Here is a 14,867-nt window from a genome sequence, read left to right as displayed (position 1 = left end):
ACCGAAGGCCAATTGGACGGACACGGGAGAGCGGACGGTCGCATGTCTGAGATCAGCGAACCTGAGGGATGCTGCCGCCAGTCCGACGAGCGTAAGGTTCGCCCCACCCAGGTGCGCCCCATGCAGGTCCGCCCGGCTCAGGTCCGCCCCGAACAGGAACGCCGTACGCAGGTCCGCCTCGATCAGGTTCGCCCCACGCAGGTCCGCCCGGCGCAGGGACGCCCCCCTCAGGTCCGCCCGGCGCAGGAACGCGCCACTCAGGTCCGCCCAGTTCACGACCGCCACGCTCAGGTTCGCCCGGCGCAGATCCGCCCGGCGCAGGGACGCCCGGCTCAGGTCCGCCAAGCTCAGGTCCGCCTCGATCAGATTCGCCCCACGCAGGTCCGCCTTACGCAGGTCCGCCCGGCGCAGGTTCGCCCCGCCCAAGTCCGCCCCGCTCAGATACGCCTCGACTAGGCACGCCCCACGCAGTTGCGCCTTGCGCAGGTCGAGCCACCCGAGCGCCAGCCGAGCAGGACGCAGCAACAAACCTGCGATGCGGTTCAGGAAATCGAAGGCAGCGCGCTCGTCGGGCCAGTGGCAGGCGATCGCCGGGCGATCCTCGGCGGCCGGCGCGGATCGTTCCACCCGGAGCAGGGCGTTCAGGACCGCGAGGAGGGCGGATTCGGCGCAGCGCTGCATGGTCTCCAGGCGGCGCCAGTCGGCGCCGGGATCGGCCTTGTGCGCCGGCATGCCGTGGGCGAGCGTCCACTGGAAGAGCTTGGTCAGGGGCGGCAGCGCCTCCGGCGTTTCGACGAGGCGGGCCTCGTCGATCAGGAAGCGGAGGATTTCCTCGCTCAGCTCGGCCGGTCCGATCAGGCCCGTCCAGTCCTCGGCGGCCTGCGCCGGGGAGACCGGCTCTTCGGCGTCGGTCATCCGCCGCGCGGCGCGGCGGCCGGCGGAGAGGAGCCCGCGCGCGGCGAGGTATTCGCCGAAGCTCTTGTGGATGAACTCGAAGCCGCCGGCGTCGAGGTCGCGGCGGGCGTGGAACTGCACGGCGACGTTGCGCAGTTGCGCGGCTTCGAGACTTTCGAAGCGCTGGCGCTGCGCGCCGGTGGCGTGGAGGTTGCGGAGGGTCGCGAAGTCTTGCTCCGACCCGGTTCGGCCGTTGCCGCGCCAGGCGGCGAGGCCGAGGCTTTCGAGGAGGGTGAAGAAGTCCGCTTCGGCGAGGTTGCGGGTCGCGGGATGGTCCTTGGCCTTGTTGCGCTCGAAGATGCGCCGGAAGATCGCCTCGTAGACGCGGTTGCGGTTGTCGGCGGCGGCCTGCCAGTTCTCGTCCGTGTAGCCCGAGACAACGAGCAGGTGCAGGAGCAGGGGCTCGGCGTTCAGGCCGAGCAGCGCGGGCGCGGTGACGGCCTCGGGCGTCGGATCGGCCGGGACGCCGCGAGAGGATGCCGAGCGTTTCCAGAAATCGGGCCGCTCGTCGCGCTCGCCGAGCGCGGAGGGATCGTCGACCGATTCAACCCGTCCCAGAACGTCGCTCGCCTTGCCTTCCTCAGTGAGGGGCGTCAGCGGCGCGACGTGGATCAGGCAGCGGGGGTCGAGCTCGGCTTCGGCGAGGGCGTCCTGGCAGGCGGCGGGGCGGCCGAGGATCAGGGCGTGGACCGGGGGGCCGCCGAGGCGGGAGAGGAAGGCGTGGACGTTGCGGATGAACTTGCGGGTGAGGTCGCGGGCGGTGTCGTCGTCGTGGCTGAGTTCGTCGAGGCCGTCGAAGACGAGGAGGGTGGGGAGGGTGTCCTGCGCGCGCCAGTCGAGGGGGTTTTCGGGGAAGCCCTCGCCGCCGTTGGCGGCCGTGGCGTGCCAGCGGCCGCGCAGGTAGGAGCCGATCAGCGGGTGGAGGTCGGCGCCGAGGGGCATGTGCTGGAGGCGGATGTAGATCACGCGGCGGTCGCCGGCGTCGATCGCCTCGACGGCGAAGGCGCGGGAGAACGAGGACTTGCCGCTGCCCGGGCCGCCGGCGACGACGCGGATGCGGTCGTCGCGGCCGGCGTCGTTCAGCCAGGCGTGGAGCGTCGCGTGCAGGTCGGCGATGTGGGCGACGCGCGGGCGGGGCGCGCGGTCGTGGCCGGAGGGGGCTTCGGGGTCGGGGTGGGGGCCGGTCTCCTCGTGCCAGAAGCAGCGCAAGGAGTGGTAGACGGCGGATAGCGGGATGGGCGCGGTCTCGTCGAGGGACAAGATCTGTTCGCGGTGAAAGAGGCCGCGGATCCAGTCCTCGTGCCGGGTCCAGGCGAGGTCGCGGCGGAGGCCTTCGGCGAAGGGGCCGGTCACGGCGTCGGCCAGCGGCGCGTAATAGGCGGTGTCGAGGGCATAGACGCGGGCCGAGGCGGCGCGGAGGCAGCGGTCGAAGTCGAACCGGATGCGGTCGTCGGGCAGCCGGTGTTCGGGGGCGACCGCGCGGGCGAGGGCCGGCAGGCGGTCGCGCAAGGGCGCGAGGAACCGCGCGGCGGCCGGATTGGTCAGGATGGCGGCGTCGAGTTCCTCGGTTCCGTCGAGGGCGAGGGCGTCGGCGAGGAAGTCGCGCACGGCGTCCTTGCGCTCGGCGGTGTCGAGCGCGGCGGCGAGGTCGCGGCTGCCGAGGAGGTCGAAGACGGCGGCGGCGAGCGAGACGCGGAGCCAGATCCAGGCGCGCTCGTCGATGGTGCGCTCGGGCGTGGCGGCTTCGGTGGCGTCGCGGATCGCCTTCTCCAGCGCGACGACCGCGCCGACCGCCGCCGCGCCGATCGCCAGCGGGGCCGCGGGGGTGAGAAGGGCGGCGACGTAGCTCGCCGTGGCCGGGGCGGCGGGCAGGAGGCCGGTGGCGAGCTTGCGCCAGTCGAGGCCGGTCTTCGGGCGGCGGAAGCGGACGGTCATCGCGGATCCCCTCGGGCGGTTGACGAAGCCTGACCGGGGCGGGCCTTATGCGTCAAGCCGGGCGAGGGGGAGATGTCGGACGGGGCGGAGGCGTTGGTGGTGCTGGGGGCGAAGGTGCGGCCGAACGGCGCGCCGGGGCCGGCGCTCGTGCGGCGCATCCGGCATGCGCGGCGGGTCTGGGCGGCGGCGCCGGCGGCCTTCGTGGTGGCCTCGGGCGGGCCGGCGGGGGCGCGGGTGAGCGAGGCGGCGGTGATCGCGCGGGCGCTGCGGGCCTCGGGCGTGCCGGCAGCGGCGATTCTCGTCGAGGACCGCTCGGGCGACACCTTCGAGAACGTGCGCTTCGCCGTGGCGCTCCTGCGGGCGCGGGGGGTGCGGCGGGCGCTCGTCGTCAGCGACCGTCACCACCTGCCGCGGGCGCTCCTGACCTTTCGCCTGCTCGGGATGGAGGCGACCGGCTCGGGGCCGCCCTGGGGGCCGAACGGCCGGCCGCTGCGCCGGGCGCGGGCGCTGCTGCGCGAGGCGGCGGCGCTGCCCTGGTGCGTGGCGCGCGCCATCGCCTGGCGGCTGGGCGGGGGGGAGCGCGACGGGGGTTGAGCGCGGCCGGGGGGTTGAGGCGGCGGAGGTTGTTGCGAGCGGCCGGGGGGTTGCGCGCGGCCGGGGGGTTGCGCGCGGCCGGGAGGGTGTCGAGCGCGGCCCGGGGGGCGGCGGCGTCAGCGCGCCGCGTCCTGGATCCAGGCGAGGCTCTGCTCGATCATGCCATCGAGCGTCTCCGGTCCGGTGGCGACGCCGAAGGCGTGGTCGGTGTCGAGCACGACCAGCGCCTCCTCGCCCTCGTGGTAGCGCAGGAAGACCTCGCCGGAGGCGGGCTGGGGGGTGACCACCTCGTCGCGCGCGCCGACGATGACGAGGAGCGGACCGGGATAGCGTGCCGTCGCGGCGACCGGGTTGGTCGTCGCGAATTCCTGCCAGAACTTGGCGCGGAGCACGGTTTCCTCGCCGGAGGGAAGCGTGGCGGTGATCTCCTGGTCCGGCGGCGCGGCGAGCGCGGCCATCGTCGTCTCGACCCCGAAGAAGCCGGAGAAGTTCCAGAGCGGGTTCTGCGTCGGGGCCCAGAGCACGAGGGCGGCGCTGTCGGGCCGCGCGGCCGCCACGTGGGCGGCGACGAGGCCGCCCTGCGACCATCCGAGGAGCGCGATGCGGCCGTCGCCGTTCTGGGAGTGCGTGCGCAGCCAGTCGTAGGCCGCCGTCGCGTCGGCGATCTGGCCCGAGAAGGTGGTGTCGCGCCAGTCGCCGCCGCTCTCGCCCGAGCCGCGGAAGTCGATCCTGAGGCTCGCCACGCCGCCTTCGGCGAGGCGCCGCGCGGTGCGCGACAGCACGCCCTCGTCGGCGCCGGCGACCGCGAGTTCGTCGCGCGTGCCGCCGAAGCCCGGCAGCAGCAGGACGGTGGGAAAGGGCCCGGACAGGTCGGCGGGGGTTTCCAGCGTGCCGACGAGCGGGCCGCCGGCGACGTCGATCTCCACGCGGCGCTCGTCGCCCGCGGCCATCCCGCCGAGCGACGCCAACGCCGCCGCGAGAACCGTCGCGCGTAGCCTCGCCCCCATGCGACCCTCTTGCTGCTCCCGGCGACACGCTGGCGCAATCGCAGGCCGCTGTCTACGCCGTTGCGTGCGCTCGGTATACAGGCGGGGAAGCCTGCTTCGGTCACGTTGCGGCGACCGGGGCCGGGCGCCGGCAGGCGCGGGCGCGGGCTTGACATCCCGGCCGCGGCGCGGGTCTGTGGCGGCGCTGGGGAGCTCCGGAGGCGACGATGGTCAGGGGGATGGCGAGGCTGGCCCGTCTCGCGGGGGCCGTCGTCCTGCTGGTCCTGGCGGCGATCGTGGTGGTGCGGGCGGTTCAGGCGGTGCTCGACCCCGACCTTGCGCCATGGCACCGGCTCGCGCCGTCGGAGGCGAGCGCGGAGGAGATCGCCGCGATGGACTGGGCGGGCTGGCTCGCGCGCGAGGATGCGGTCTTTGCCGAGGTTCGCGCCATGTCGGAGGGGCTCGCGCCGGAGTACCGGACCCCGGAGAACCGCTACAATCCCGAGAGCCCGCTCTATCCGCCGGGCTTTGCCGTCGACTGGAACCGGAGCTTCACGCTGGAGCCGGAGGGCGCGCCGCGCGGCGCGGTGGTGCTGGCGCACGGCCTGACGGATGCGCCGTTCAGCCTGCGGCATCTGGCCGAGCTCTACCGCGACCACGGTTTCGTCGTCGTCGCGCCGCGGATGCCGGGGCACGGGACGACGCCGGGCGGGCTGGAGGCGGCGGTTTGGCCGGAATGGATGGCGACGGTGCGGCTCGCCGCGCGCGAGGCGGCGGCGCGGGCGGGGGCGGAGGCGCCGCTCCATGTCGTCGGCTATTCGAACGGCGGCGCGCTGGTGACGAAATACACGCTCGAGGCGCTGCGCGACCCGGACCTGCCGCGGCCCGACCGGGTGGTGCTGTTCTCGCCGATGATCGGGCTGACCCGGTTCGCGGCCTTCGCCGGGGTCGCCGGCCTGCCGGCGGTTCTGCCGGGATTCGTGCGGGCGGCCTGGCTCGACCTGATCCCGGAGTTCAATCCGTTCAAGTACAACTCCTTCCCGGTTCAGGCTGCGGTGCAGTCGCACCGGCTGACGCGGGCGCTCCAGGGCGATCTGGAGACGGCGCGGCGCGACGGGACGATCGCCGGGATGCCGCCGGTGCTCGCCTTCCAGTCGGCCATCGATGCGACGGTGGTTGCGGCCGCGGTCGAGCGCGAGCTGTTCCAGCGCCTGCCGGAGAACGGCAGCGAGCTCGTCCTCGTCGACGTGAACCGCGCGGCAGTGCTCGCGCCGCTGTTCTCGGCGTCCGCGAGCGTCGCGGCCGCAAGCCTGCTGCCGGAGCCGCCGCGCAACTGGCGCTCGAGCGTGATCGCCGCGGCGGGGCCGGGCGACCCGCAGGCCGTGGCCGAGATCGTGGAGGCGGGCGCGACGGAGGCGGCGCGCGAGCCGCTCGGGGTCGAGTATCCGCGCGACATCTTCTCGTTGTCGCACGTGGCGCTGCCGTTCCCGCCCGACGACGGGCTCTATGGATTCGCGCCGGATCCGGCGGACGATTTCGGCATCCGCATCGGCGTGCTGGCGGGGAGGGGAGAGGCGGGCGTCGTCTCCGTCGGGCCGGCGACCTTCCAGCGGCTCTACGCCAACCCCTTCTACGAGCAGATGGAAGCGCGCATCGCCGCGGCGATCGAGGCCGACGCGAGGTGAGGCCGCCCCGCCGAGGCTTATCCGGATCAATGACTTAGCCTGACCGTCCGGGGGCCTTTCGCCCCGGGCGGGGAGGGCCTAGGCTGGCCGGATGCTCGTGCTTCGCTCCGTCAGCAAGACCTATCCCGGCGCGGAGCGTCCCGCGCTCGCCGGGGTCTCGCTGGATCTCGCCGCCGGGCGGACGCTGGCGCTGACCGGCGAGAGCGGCAGCGGCAAGTCGACGCTGCTGCATCTCGCCGCCGGGCTCGACGCACCGGATGCGGGCGAGATCGAGGTGGACGGCCGGCGGGTGGACGGGGCCTCGGACGCGGCGCGGGCGGCGCTGCGGCGCGACGCGATCGGGCTGGTCTTCCAGCAGTTCAACCTGATCCCGAGCCTCGACGTCGGCGCGAACCTCGCGTTCCAGGCGCGGCTGGCGGGCCGGTTCGATCCGGGCTGGCAGTCGGAGCTGACGGCGCGGCTGGGGCTCGCCGGGCTGGAGCGGCGCTATCCGGAGGCGCTGTCGGGCGGGCAGCAGCAGCGGGTCGCGATCGGGCGGGCGCTGGCGGGCCGGCCGCGGCTCATCCTCGCCGACGAACCGACGGGCAACCTCGACGAGCCGACCGGCGACGCCGTGCTGGCGCTCTTTCTCGACCTCGTGCGCGCGACCGGGGCGGCGCTCTTGCTCGTCACCCATTCCGAGCGGCTGGCGGGGCTTCTGGATGCGCGCGTGCACCTGCGCGCCGGGCGGCTGGGGTGAGGGCCGCGGTCGTTCTCGGCGCGCTCGTCTCGCACTGGCGGCGGCATCCGGTCGAGCTGGCGACGCTGCTGGTCGGACTGGCGCTCGCCACCGCGCTCTGGGCCGGGGTGCAGGCGCTGAACGCCGAGGCGCGCGAGAGCTACGCGCGGGCCGCGGCGCTGCTCGGGGCCGACCGGCTGGCGCGGGTGGAGGCGCTGGGCGGGGGGCGGTTCCCGGTCGGCGACTACGTGGCGCTGCGGCGGGCGGGCTGGCCGGTCTCGCCGGTGCTGGAGGGCGATCTGCCGGTCGGTCCCGCCGGGCTGCGGGTGATCGGGGTGGAGCCGCTGACCCTGCCGGCCGAGGCGGATGGCTACGGGGTCGCGCCGGGCGGCGAGCGGGTCGCGGCGTTCCTGAGCCCGCCCCATCTCGGCCTCGTCGCGGCGGAGACCTTGCCCGGGCTCGCCGGGGTAGCGGGGCTGCCGCCGCTGGCGGCGGTGGGGGGACTGCCGCCGCTGGCGGCGGTGGGGGGACTGCCGCCTGATACACTGGTGGTGGACATCGCGCGCGCCGAGCGGCTGCTCGGGGTGGAGGGCGAGCTGACGCGGCTCACGCTGCCGGCCGAGGCGGCGGGGCGCGCCTTGCCGGCGGGGCTGGCCGGGCGGTTGACGATCGTGCGGCCGGAGGCGGCGGACGACCTCGCGCGGCTGACCGACAGCTTTCATCTGAACCTGACCGCCTTCGGCCTGCTGAGCTTCCTGGTCGGGCTCCTGATCGTCTACGGCGCGATCGGGCTCGCCTTCGAGCAGCGCAAGCCGATGTTGCGGACGCTGCGCGCCTGCGGGGTGTCGGCGCGGCTCATGTCGCTGCTTCTTCTTGGCGAGCTGATGGCGCTGGCGCTGGTCGGCGGGGCGGTCGGGGTCGCCGGCGGCTATGCGCTCGCCGCGGCGCTGCTGCCGGACGTCGCGGCGTCGCTGCGCGGCCTTTACGGGGCGCGACTGCCGGGGACGCTCGGGCTCGATCCTGCATGGTGGGCGGCCGGGCTCGGCATGAGCCTCGGCGGCGCGCTGGCGGCGGGGGCCGCGAGCCTGTGGCGGGCGGCGCGGCTGCCGGCGCTCGCGGTCGCGCAGCCGCAGGCCTGGCTCGCCGGCCGGCGCCGGACGATCCGGGCGCAAGCGGCGCTCGGCGCCGTGGTGGCGCTCGCCGCGCTGGCGGCGTTCGGGATCGAGGGCGGGCTCGCGGGCGGGCTGGCGCTCCTCGGCGGCGTTGTGCTCGCGCCGGCGCTGGTGGCGCCGGCGCTGGTCGCGGCGGCGCTCGCCCTTGCCGCGCGGCGGGCGCGGGGGGCGCTGGCGCAGTGGGTCTGGGCCGACATGCGCCAGCAGACCGGGCCGCTGGCGCTGGCGCTGATGGCGCTCCTGATCGCGCTCGCCGTCAATGTCGGCGTCGGGACGATGGTGGGGAGCTTTCGCGAGACGTTTCTCGGCTGGCTCGACCGGCGGCTGGCGGCGGAGGCCTATGTCACCGCGCGCGATCCGGCGGAGGCCGAGGCGGTGGCGCGCTGGCTCGACGGCCGTCCGGAGGTGGTGGCGCGCCTACCGATCCTGCGGGTGGGCGCGCGCGTGGCGGGCTGGCCGGTCGAGATCTACGGCGCCGCCGACCACGCCACCTATCGCGACGGCTGGCCGCTGCTCGCTTCGGCGCCGGGGGCCTGGGACCGGGTGGCGGCGGGCGAGGGGGTTCTGGTCTCGGAGCAGTTCGGGCGGCGCGGGGGGCTGGGGCTCGGGGACGCGCTCGACGTGCCGACGCCCGCGGGGCCGTGGCGGCTGGAGGTGGTCGGGATCTACGCGGATTACGGCAATCCGGAGGGGCAGGTCATGGTCGGGGGCGCGGCGCTCGCGGCGCGGTGGCCGGGGCTGGAGACGCGGCGTTTCGCGCTGCGGCTCGATCCGGCGGCGGCGGCCGGGCTGGCGGCGGACCTTCGCGCGGCCTTCGGGTTCGGTCCCGAGGCGGCGATCGACCAGGCGGCGCTCAAGGCCGCCTCGACGCGGGTCTTCGAGAGGACCTTCGCGGTGACGGTGGCGCTCAACGCGCTGACCCTCGCCGTGGCGGGGGTGGCGCTGCTCACCAGCCTGCTGACGCTGTCGGGTCTGCGGCTGGCGCAGCTCGCGCCGGTCTGGGCGGTCGGGCTGACGCGCCGGCGGCTCGCCGCGCTCGAGACGGCGAAGACGGTGGGGCTCGCGGCGCTGACGGCGGTGGCGGCCCTGCCGCTCGGGCTGGCGGTGGCGTGGACGCTGACGGCGGTGGTCAATGTCGAGGCCTTCGGCTGGCGGCTGCCGGTGCTCATGTTTCCCCGGCAATGGGCGGCGATGTTCGGGCTGGCGCTCGTGACCGCGTTCGCGGCGGCGCTGTGGCCGGCGCTGCGGCTGGCGCGCATCGCGCCGGCGGATCTGATGCGGAGCTTCAGCAATGAGCGTTAGGGTTCTGGCGGCGCTGCTGGTTCTGCTGGTCATGCCGGCCCTTGGCCGGGCGCAGGGCTATGCCGGGCTCGGGGCGGAGGCGGGCGAGGGGTTCGCGGCGGTGACCCGGCCGGCGGACCTGCGGTTTCCGCGCGACCACGGGCCGCATCCGGAGTTCCGCATCGAGTGGTGGTACCTGACCGCGGCGCTGACCGGCGAGGACGGGGCTGCCTACGGGGTTCAGTGGACGCTGTTCCGGGTGGCGGCCCGGCCCGGGCCGGAGGAGGCGGGCTGGGCGAGCGGCCAGATCTGGATCGGGCATGCGGCGGTGACCTCGGCGGCGCGGCACGCCCACGCGACGCGCTACGCCCGGGGCGGCGTGGGTCAGGCCGGGGCGCGGGCGGCGCCGTTCGCGGCCTGGATCGACGACTGGGCGCTGGAGAGCCGGGCGGGGCCGGGCGCGGACGGGATGGCGGCGGTGCGGGTGACGGCCTCGGGGCCGGATTTCGGCTTCGCGCTGGAGGGGGCCGCGACCGGGCCGCTGGTGCGCCACGGCGAGGCGGGGTTCAGCCTGAAGGCGGCGGCGGGGCAGGCGTCGTACTACTACAGCCAGCCGTTCCTGCGGCTCGCGGGCACGGTCTCGCTCGGGGGCGAGGCGGTGGCGGTGACGGGCACGGGCTGGATCGACCGGGAATGGTCGAGCCAGCAGATGAGCCCGGACCAGCAGGGCTGGGACTGGTTCTCGCTGCATCTCGACGACGGGCGGCGGCTGATGGCCTACCGGCTGCGCGAGCGGGTCGGGCCGAGCCATGCGTTCGGGACCTGGATCGAGGCTGACGGGACGGCGCGGGCGCTCGGGGCGGGCGAGATCGTGATGGAGCCGACCGCCTGGGCGGAGGTGGCGGGGCGCCGCCTGCCGGTCGGCTGGCGGCTGGAGGCGCCGGGGATCGGGCTGGCCGTGGACACGGCGGCGGTGAACGCGCAAAGCTGGATGGGCGGGGACTTCCCGTACTGGGAGGGCCCGATCCGCGTGACCGGCTCCCACCCCGGCCGCGGCTATCTGGAGCTGGTGGGATACTGAGCCGGGAGGGCGCGCATGGCCACGATGGACGAGAGCCTGAACGTGCTGGGCGAGCGGCTGAAGCCCTGCGCGTTCGATCCGATGACCGGGTTCTTTCGCGACGGCTGCTGCAACACCGGGCCGGAGGACCGGGGGAGCCACACGGTCTGCGTGCGGGTGACGGCGGAGTTCCTCGCCTTTTCGCGGGCGCGGGGCAACGACCTGTCGACGCCGCGGCCGGAGTTCGGCTTTGCGGGCCTGCGGCCGGGCGACCGTTGGTGCCTGTGCGCGGCGCGCTGGCAGGAGGCGTGGCTGGCCGGGGCGGCCCCGCGGGTGGCGCTCGCCTCGACCCATGTCGCGGCGCTGGAGGTGGTGAGCCTCGAGGCGCTGAAGACGCACGCGCTGCCGGGCCGGGCGGACGCCTGACGACCGGGCTTGCGGCGCGGCGGTGGGTGGCGACCCCGGCGTGACTCGAACACGCAACATTCTGCTTAGAAGGCAGACGCTCTATCCGGTTGAGCTACGGGGCCGCGGACGGCGGGGCGAGTCGCCCGCCGCGGGGGCGATCGTGTCGCATGGGCTCGCGGGCTGCAACCCTGTGTCCGGGAGTCGCGCTGGCCGGCGACCGGGGGGACAGGCCCGGGCCTAGCCCACGCGCGTCACGGTCAGCCGGCGGGTCTCGCCGTTGCGGGTCTCCCAGGTGAAGGAGGCGCCGGCGCGCAGGCCGATCAGGGCGACCCCGATCGGGGTGAGGACCGACACGCGGTTGCGGTCGATGTCCGCCTCCGGCGGCATCACGAGTTCGACGATGGTCTCCCGCCCGGTGACCTCGTCGCGGTAGACGATCTCCTTGCCGAGACCGACGACGTCCGCAGGCAGCTCGCCCTGCGGGACCACCCTCGCCCGTGCGATCTCGTCGAGAAGCCGGCCCGCCAGTTCCGGGAACCGGCGCAGGGCCGCTTCGGCCGCTGCGCCGATGCGGTCGGCCTGCGTGGTCTCCAGGATGATTTCCGGGGCGCCGGGTGCGTTCGGCGCGGTGTTGATCGGCATTTCCTGCCTCCTGATCGTGATGATGGCTTGCCGCTGTGAGCCCCCCTCCGCGGGGGGCTGCGGCCGAAGTCGGACATTGAGGTCATTCAGGCGCCCAGGCGCCGCGAGGTATTCCGGGCGGGAACCGAAGCCCCGAGCGACGCGATCGGCGCGCGCGCCTACCCCGCTCGGGGCAGCGAGCGGTTCAGGAGGCGTGCTCCACCGAACAGGAAACAATGGCGTGCAATCATGGCGCTTCCTAGCTATCGCGCGGGGCGCGGGCTGTCAAACTCATGTCCGGCCGCGGCGATCCGGCGCGCGGGGGCGTGCCGTCCCGGTCGAGGACGGGCAGGGTCGAGCCCGACCGGCGTCTCAGGCCTCCTCGGCCCCGGTCGCGCCGGCGCTTCCGCGGCGACGGCGGGGCGGCAGCTCGAGCCCTTCCTCGAGCGCGGCCTCGAGCTCCACCAGATCTTCGGGAAGCGGCAGGCCGAGCGTGCGCATCTCCGAGAGCTTCTCGCGCAGGCTTTCCTGGAGCTCGTGCGGATCGTCGGGTTGGCGCTCGATCTCGTCGAGGAGCATCGCGATCTGCACCTTCAGCGCCTCGAACGCCATCGTCGGTTCTCCTTCCTGGCCCCCGCAGGGATCCCGAGCCTAGCACCCTCGTGGGCGAAAGGACATTGACGTATCGCATTGCCGCGCGCCGGTTCCCGCGCTAACCCGGACGTGCGTGGCCGGGAGGGAGATCAGCCATGGACTTCAGGACCATCCTTCTCGTCGTCGGCGTCGAGCAGGACGACGCCGAGATAGATCGCGCGGTGCGCATCGCGGAGGGGCTCGGGGCGCATCTGAGCGTGCTCGTGCTCGGCGTCGCGCCGCCGCCGCCTTCGTCGCCCTACGGGGTGGTGTCGAACGACATCTGGGCGAACGAGATCCGCGACGGGCAGGATCTGGCGCGCAAGCGGGCGGAAGCGATCGAGGCCCGTCTCGCCGGGCGGGATCTGTCGTTCTCGATGCAGTCGCAGTATGTCGACCGGGGCACGATCGCGACGCTCGTGGCGCGGTTCGCGCGCTATGCCGATCTGACCCTGATCACGCCGGAACGGGACGACGTCGAGCTGGCGCAGAGCTGGGTGATCAACGGGGCGTTGTTCGAATCGGGCCGGCCCGTGCTGCTGCTGCCGCGGGGCGAGACGGCCTTCCCGACGGCGAAGCGGATCATGATCGCCTGGGATGCGAGCGTCGAGGCGTCGAAGGCGGTGCTCGACGCCATCGGGCTGATGCGCGAGGCCGAGGCGGTCTACGCCGTCCTGATCGATCCGGTGCCGTCCTTCGAGGGGCACGGACCGGAGCCGGGCGCCGATCTCGGGGCGTATCTCGCGCGGCACGGCATCAACATCGACGTGCGGCGGCTGCCCAAGGAGGGCAAGGACGTCGCGGAGCTTTTGCAGCGCGTCGCCGTCGATCTCGGCGCCGATCTGATCGTGATGGGCGGATTCGGCCATTCGCGGCTGCGCCAGCGCATCTTCGGCGGCACGACGACGAGCACGATCCGCCAGACGGACGTGCCGGTCCTGATGGCGCATTGACGGCTGGCCCGGCCGCCGACCGGGCCGTGCATCGGCGCCCGGCGGCTCGCAATCTCGCCGGGCGCGTGGATCGGGAGACGTTCGTGCGGCTGGAGGGCAAGACCGCCCTGGTGACGGGAGGGGCCTCGGGTTTCGGCGCCGGGATCGCGCGGGCCTTCCGGGCCGAGGGCGCGCGGGTGATGATCGCCGACGTCAACGCCGAGGCGGTCGAGGCGATGGCGGTCGTACTCGACGCGCAGTTCGTGGTGGCGGACGTCTCCGACGGCGATTCGGTCGACCACATGGTCACGGCGGCGCTGGGGGCGCTCGGGCCGCTCGACATCCTCGTCAACAACGCCGGGGTCACGCACCTGCCGCAGGCGCTCGAGGACGTGGCCGAGGACGAGTTCGACCGGGTTCTGCGGGTGAACGTGAGATCCATCTACCTGACCGCGCGGAGCGTCGTTCCCGAGATGAAGGCGCGGGGAAGGGGGACGATCCTCAACATCGCCTCGACGGCCGGGCTGAGCCCGCGGCCGCGGCTGTCGTGGTACAACGCCTCGAAGGGCTGGGTCATCACCGCGACGAAGGCGATGGCGGTCGAGCTCGCGCCCGCCGGCGTGCGGGTCAACGCGCTGTGCCCGGTGGCGGGCGAGACGCCGCTCCTCAAGAGCTTCCTCGGCGAGGACACGCCGGAGACGCGGGCGAAGTTCCTCGCGACCATCCCGCTCGGGCGGTTCTCGACGCCGCAGGATCTCGGCGCGGCGGCGGCGTTCCTGTGCTCGGACGAGGCCTCGATGCTGACCGGCGTGGCGCTCGAGGTCGACGGCGGGCGGTGCATCTGATACCGGCGAGTCTACCAGGCCACCCGGCGCAACACGGGCTAACACGCGTGATAGATATAGTAACTACCTGAATACACACGATAAAAGTGTTAGAGGCCAGAAAGGTCCGCGAGTCGTCATGAGCCCGCCGGTATGATACCAACGACCTTCATCCCTGAGCCATGGTCCCGGGTGAAACGGCTCAAAGAACGCCGGCTTGGGTGGAGCGAGGCAAGGAACTGAAAAGGCGTGGTTTTATCTGGCTGGAATGTGACTGGAAGCCGGCTGGAATCAGGCTTGCCACTTTTAGGGATTCGGGAAGGCTTCGGCGCCGGTCAGGCGCCCGGGCCGTTGGCATGAGCCGATGGTCGCGTCGATGATTCCGGGCCCGCGCAACCTGATCACCGACGTCGCGCCGCTGCGGGTGGGGAACGCTGCCGGGGCGCGGCTGAAGTCGGGGGTCACGGTGCTGACGGCGGCGCGGCCGTTCACCGCGGCGGTGCATGTCATGGGCGGCGCGCCGGGGACGCGGGAGACCGACCTGCTGGCGCCCGGTCGGTTGGTCGAGGCGGTCGACGCGATCGTGCTCGCCGGCGGCTCGGCCTTCGGGCTCGACGCGGCGTCGGGGGTGGCCGATGCGCTGGCGGCGGCGGGGCGCGGGTATCCCGCCGGCGCACATCGGGTGCCGATCGTGCCGGCGGCGATCCTCTTCGATCTCGCCAACGGCGGCGACAAGGGCTGGGCGGTCAATCCCTATCGCGGGCTCGGGGTCGCGGCGCTGGCGGCGGCGGCGGAGGATTTCGCGCTCGGGTCTGCGGGCGCGGGGACCGGGGCGCTGACCGCGAGCGTCAAGGGCGGGCTCGGGTCGGCCTCGCTGGTCCTGGCGAGCGGGGAGACGGTGGGCGCGCTCGTCGCCGTCAACGCCATTGGCGACGCGGTCGTGCCGGGCGGGCGGGAGTTCTGGGCTGGCGCGTTCGAGATCGGCGACGAGTTCGGCGGGCTCGGGCCGGCGGGCCGGCGCGTGGGGCCGGCAATGCCGCCGATGAAGCCCGGGCCGGAGGCGC

13 protein-coding genes and 1 tRNA gene are annotated in these 14,867 nt (G+C 74.2%); 9 read left to right on the top strand and 5 right to left on the bottom strand.

Annotation, left to right across the window (positions count from 1 at the left end; all coding sequences use genetic code 11):
- On the bottom strand, nucleotides 1-2,889 hold a 2,889-nt coding region (locus tag KBA23_RS12315; protein WP_290741348.1), incomplete at its 3' end, for a pentapeptide repeat-containing protein.
- A 72-nt stretch (nucleotides 2,890-2,961) separates the two neighbouring features.
- On the opposite strand from KBA23_RS12315, the gene KBA23_RS12310 reads away from it, so the two are divergent.
- Nucleotides 2,962-3,483, top strand: coding sequence for a YdcF family protein (locus tag KBA23_RS12310; RefSeq protein ID WP_290741346.1), 522 nt, complete (start codon nucleotides 2,962-2,964; stop codon nucleotides 3,481-3,483).
- 116 nt (nucleotides 3,484-3,599) lie between these two features.
- On the opposite strand, the gene KBA23_RS12305 is transcribed toward KBA23_RS12310, so the two are convergent.
- Nucleotides 3,600-4,490: an alpha/beta fold hydrolase gene (locus tag KBA23_RS12305; RefSeq protein ID WP_290741345.1), complete on the bottom strand. Its 891-nt coding sequence runs from the start codon at nucleotides 4,488-4,490 to the stop codon at nucleotides 3,600-3,602.
- Nucleotides 4,491-4,696: 206 nt separating this feature from the next.
- Between KBA23_RS12305 and KBA23_RS12300 the strand changes: the two genes are divergently transcribed.
- The 5 genes from KBA23_RS12300 (at nucleotide 4,697) to KBA23_RS12280 (ending at nucleotide 10,811) form a co-directional block, all read left to right on the top strand.
- Nucleotides 4,697-6,154, top strand: coding sequence for an alpha/beta hydrolase (locus KBA23_RS12300; RefSeq protein ID WP_290741343.1), 1,458 nt, complete (start codon nucleotides 4,697-4,699; stop codon nucleotides 6,152-6,154).
- Nucleotides 6,155-6,245: 91 nt separating this feature from the next.
- Nucleotides 6,246-6,893: an ABC transporter ATP-binding protein gene (locus KBA23_RS12295; protein ID WP_290741341.1), complete on the top strand. Its 648-nt coding sequence runs from the start codon at nucleotides 6,246-6,248 to the stop codon at nucleotides 6,891-6,893.
- On the top strand, nucleotides 6,890-9,346 hold the full coding sequence (locus KBA23_RS12290) for an FtsX-like permease family protein (protein WP_290741339.1): 2,457 nt from the start codon (nucleotides 6,890-6,892) through the stop codon (nucleotides 9,344-9,346). The genes KBA23_RS12295 and KBA23_RS12290 overlap by 4 nt, the downstream gene beginning before the upstream one ends.
- Complete coding sequence (locus tag KBA23_RS12285; RefSeq protein WP_290741337.1) at nucleotides 9,336-10,406, top strand: lipocalin-like domain-containing protein; 1,071 nt, start codon at nucleotides 9,336-9,338, stop codon at nucleotides 10,404-10,406. Before KBA23_RS12290 ends, KBA23_RS12285 begins: the two co-directional genes overlap by 11 nt.
- A 15-nt stretch (nucleotides 10,407-10,421) precedes the next feature.
- Nucleotides 10,422-10,811, top strand: a complete 390-nt coding sequence (locus tag KBA23_RS12280; RefSeq protein WP_290741335.1) for a DUF2237 domain-containing protein — start codon at nucleotides 10,422-10,424, stop codon at nucleotides 10,809-10,811.
- Between the two features lie 27 nt (nucleotides 10,812-10,838).
- On the opposite strand, the gene KBA23_RS12275 is transcribed toward KBA23_RS12280, so the two are convergent.
- The 3 genes from KBA23_RS12275 to KBA23_RS12265 all read right to left on the bottom strand — a co-directional run bounded on the left by KBA23_RS12275 (nucleotide 10,839) and on the right by KBA23_RS12265 (nucleotide 12,026).
- Nucleotides 10,839-10,915 (bottom strand) — tRNA-Arg (locus tag KBA23_RS12275).
- A 115-nt stretch (nucleotides 10,916-11,030) separates the two neighbouring features.
- The gene (gene rnk / locus KBA23_RS12270; protein WP_290741333.1) at nucleotides 11,031-11,435 is read right to left on the bottom strand and encodes a nucleoside diphosphate kinase regulator; all 405 of its coding nucleotides are present in this window, start codon (nucleotides 11,433-11,435) and stop codon (nucleotides 11,031-11,033) included.
- Nucleotides 11,436-11,786: 351 nt separating this feature from the next.
- Entirely contained in the window at nucleotides 11,787-12,026 is a 240-nt protein-coding gene (locus KBA23_RS12265) for a hypothetical protein (protein WP_290741331.1), read from the bottom strand.
- A gap of 137 nt (nucleotides 12,027-12,163) precedes the next feature.
- On the opposite strand from KBA23_RS12265, the gene KBA23_RS12260 reads away from it, so the two are divergent.
- The 3 genes from KBA23_RS12260 to KBA23_RS12250 all read left to right on the top strand — a co-directional run.
- Complete coding sequence (locus tag KBA23_RS12260) at nucleotides 12,164-13,000, top strand: universal stress protein (RefSeq protein WP_290741329.1); 837 nt, start codon at nucleotides 12,164-12,166, stop codon at nucleotides 12,998-13,000.
- Nucleotides 13,001-13,083: 83 nt separating this feature from the next.
- Nucleotides 13,084-13,824, top strand: coding sequence for a glucose 1-dehydrogenase (locus KBA23_RS12255; RefSeq protein ID WP_290741327.1), 741 nt, complete (start codon nucleotides 13,084-13,086; stop codon nucleotides 13,822-13,824).
- Between the two features lie 355 nt (nucleotides 13,825-14,179).
- On the top strand, nucleotides 14,180-14,867 hold a 688-nt coding region (locus KBA23_RS12250; protein ID WP_290741325.1), incomplete at its 3' end, for a P1 family peptidase.

The sequence above is a fragment of the Amaricoccus sp. genome (genome assembly GCF_017995835.1).
GTDB lineage: Bacteria > Pseudomonadota > Alphaproteobacteria > Rhodobacterales > Rhodobacteraceae > Amaricoccus.
This window is presented reverse-complemented; position numbering and strand designations above follow the sequence as displayed.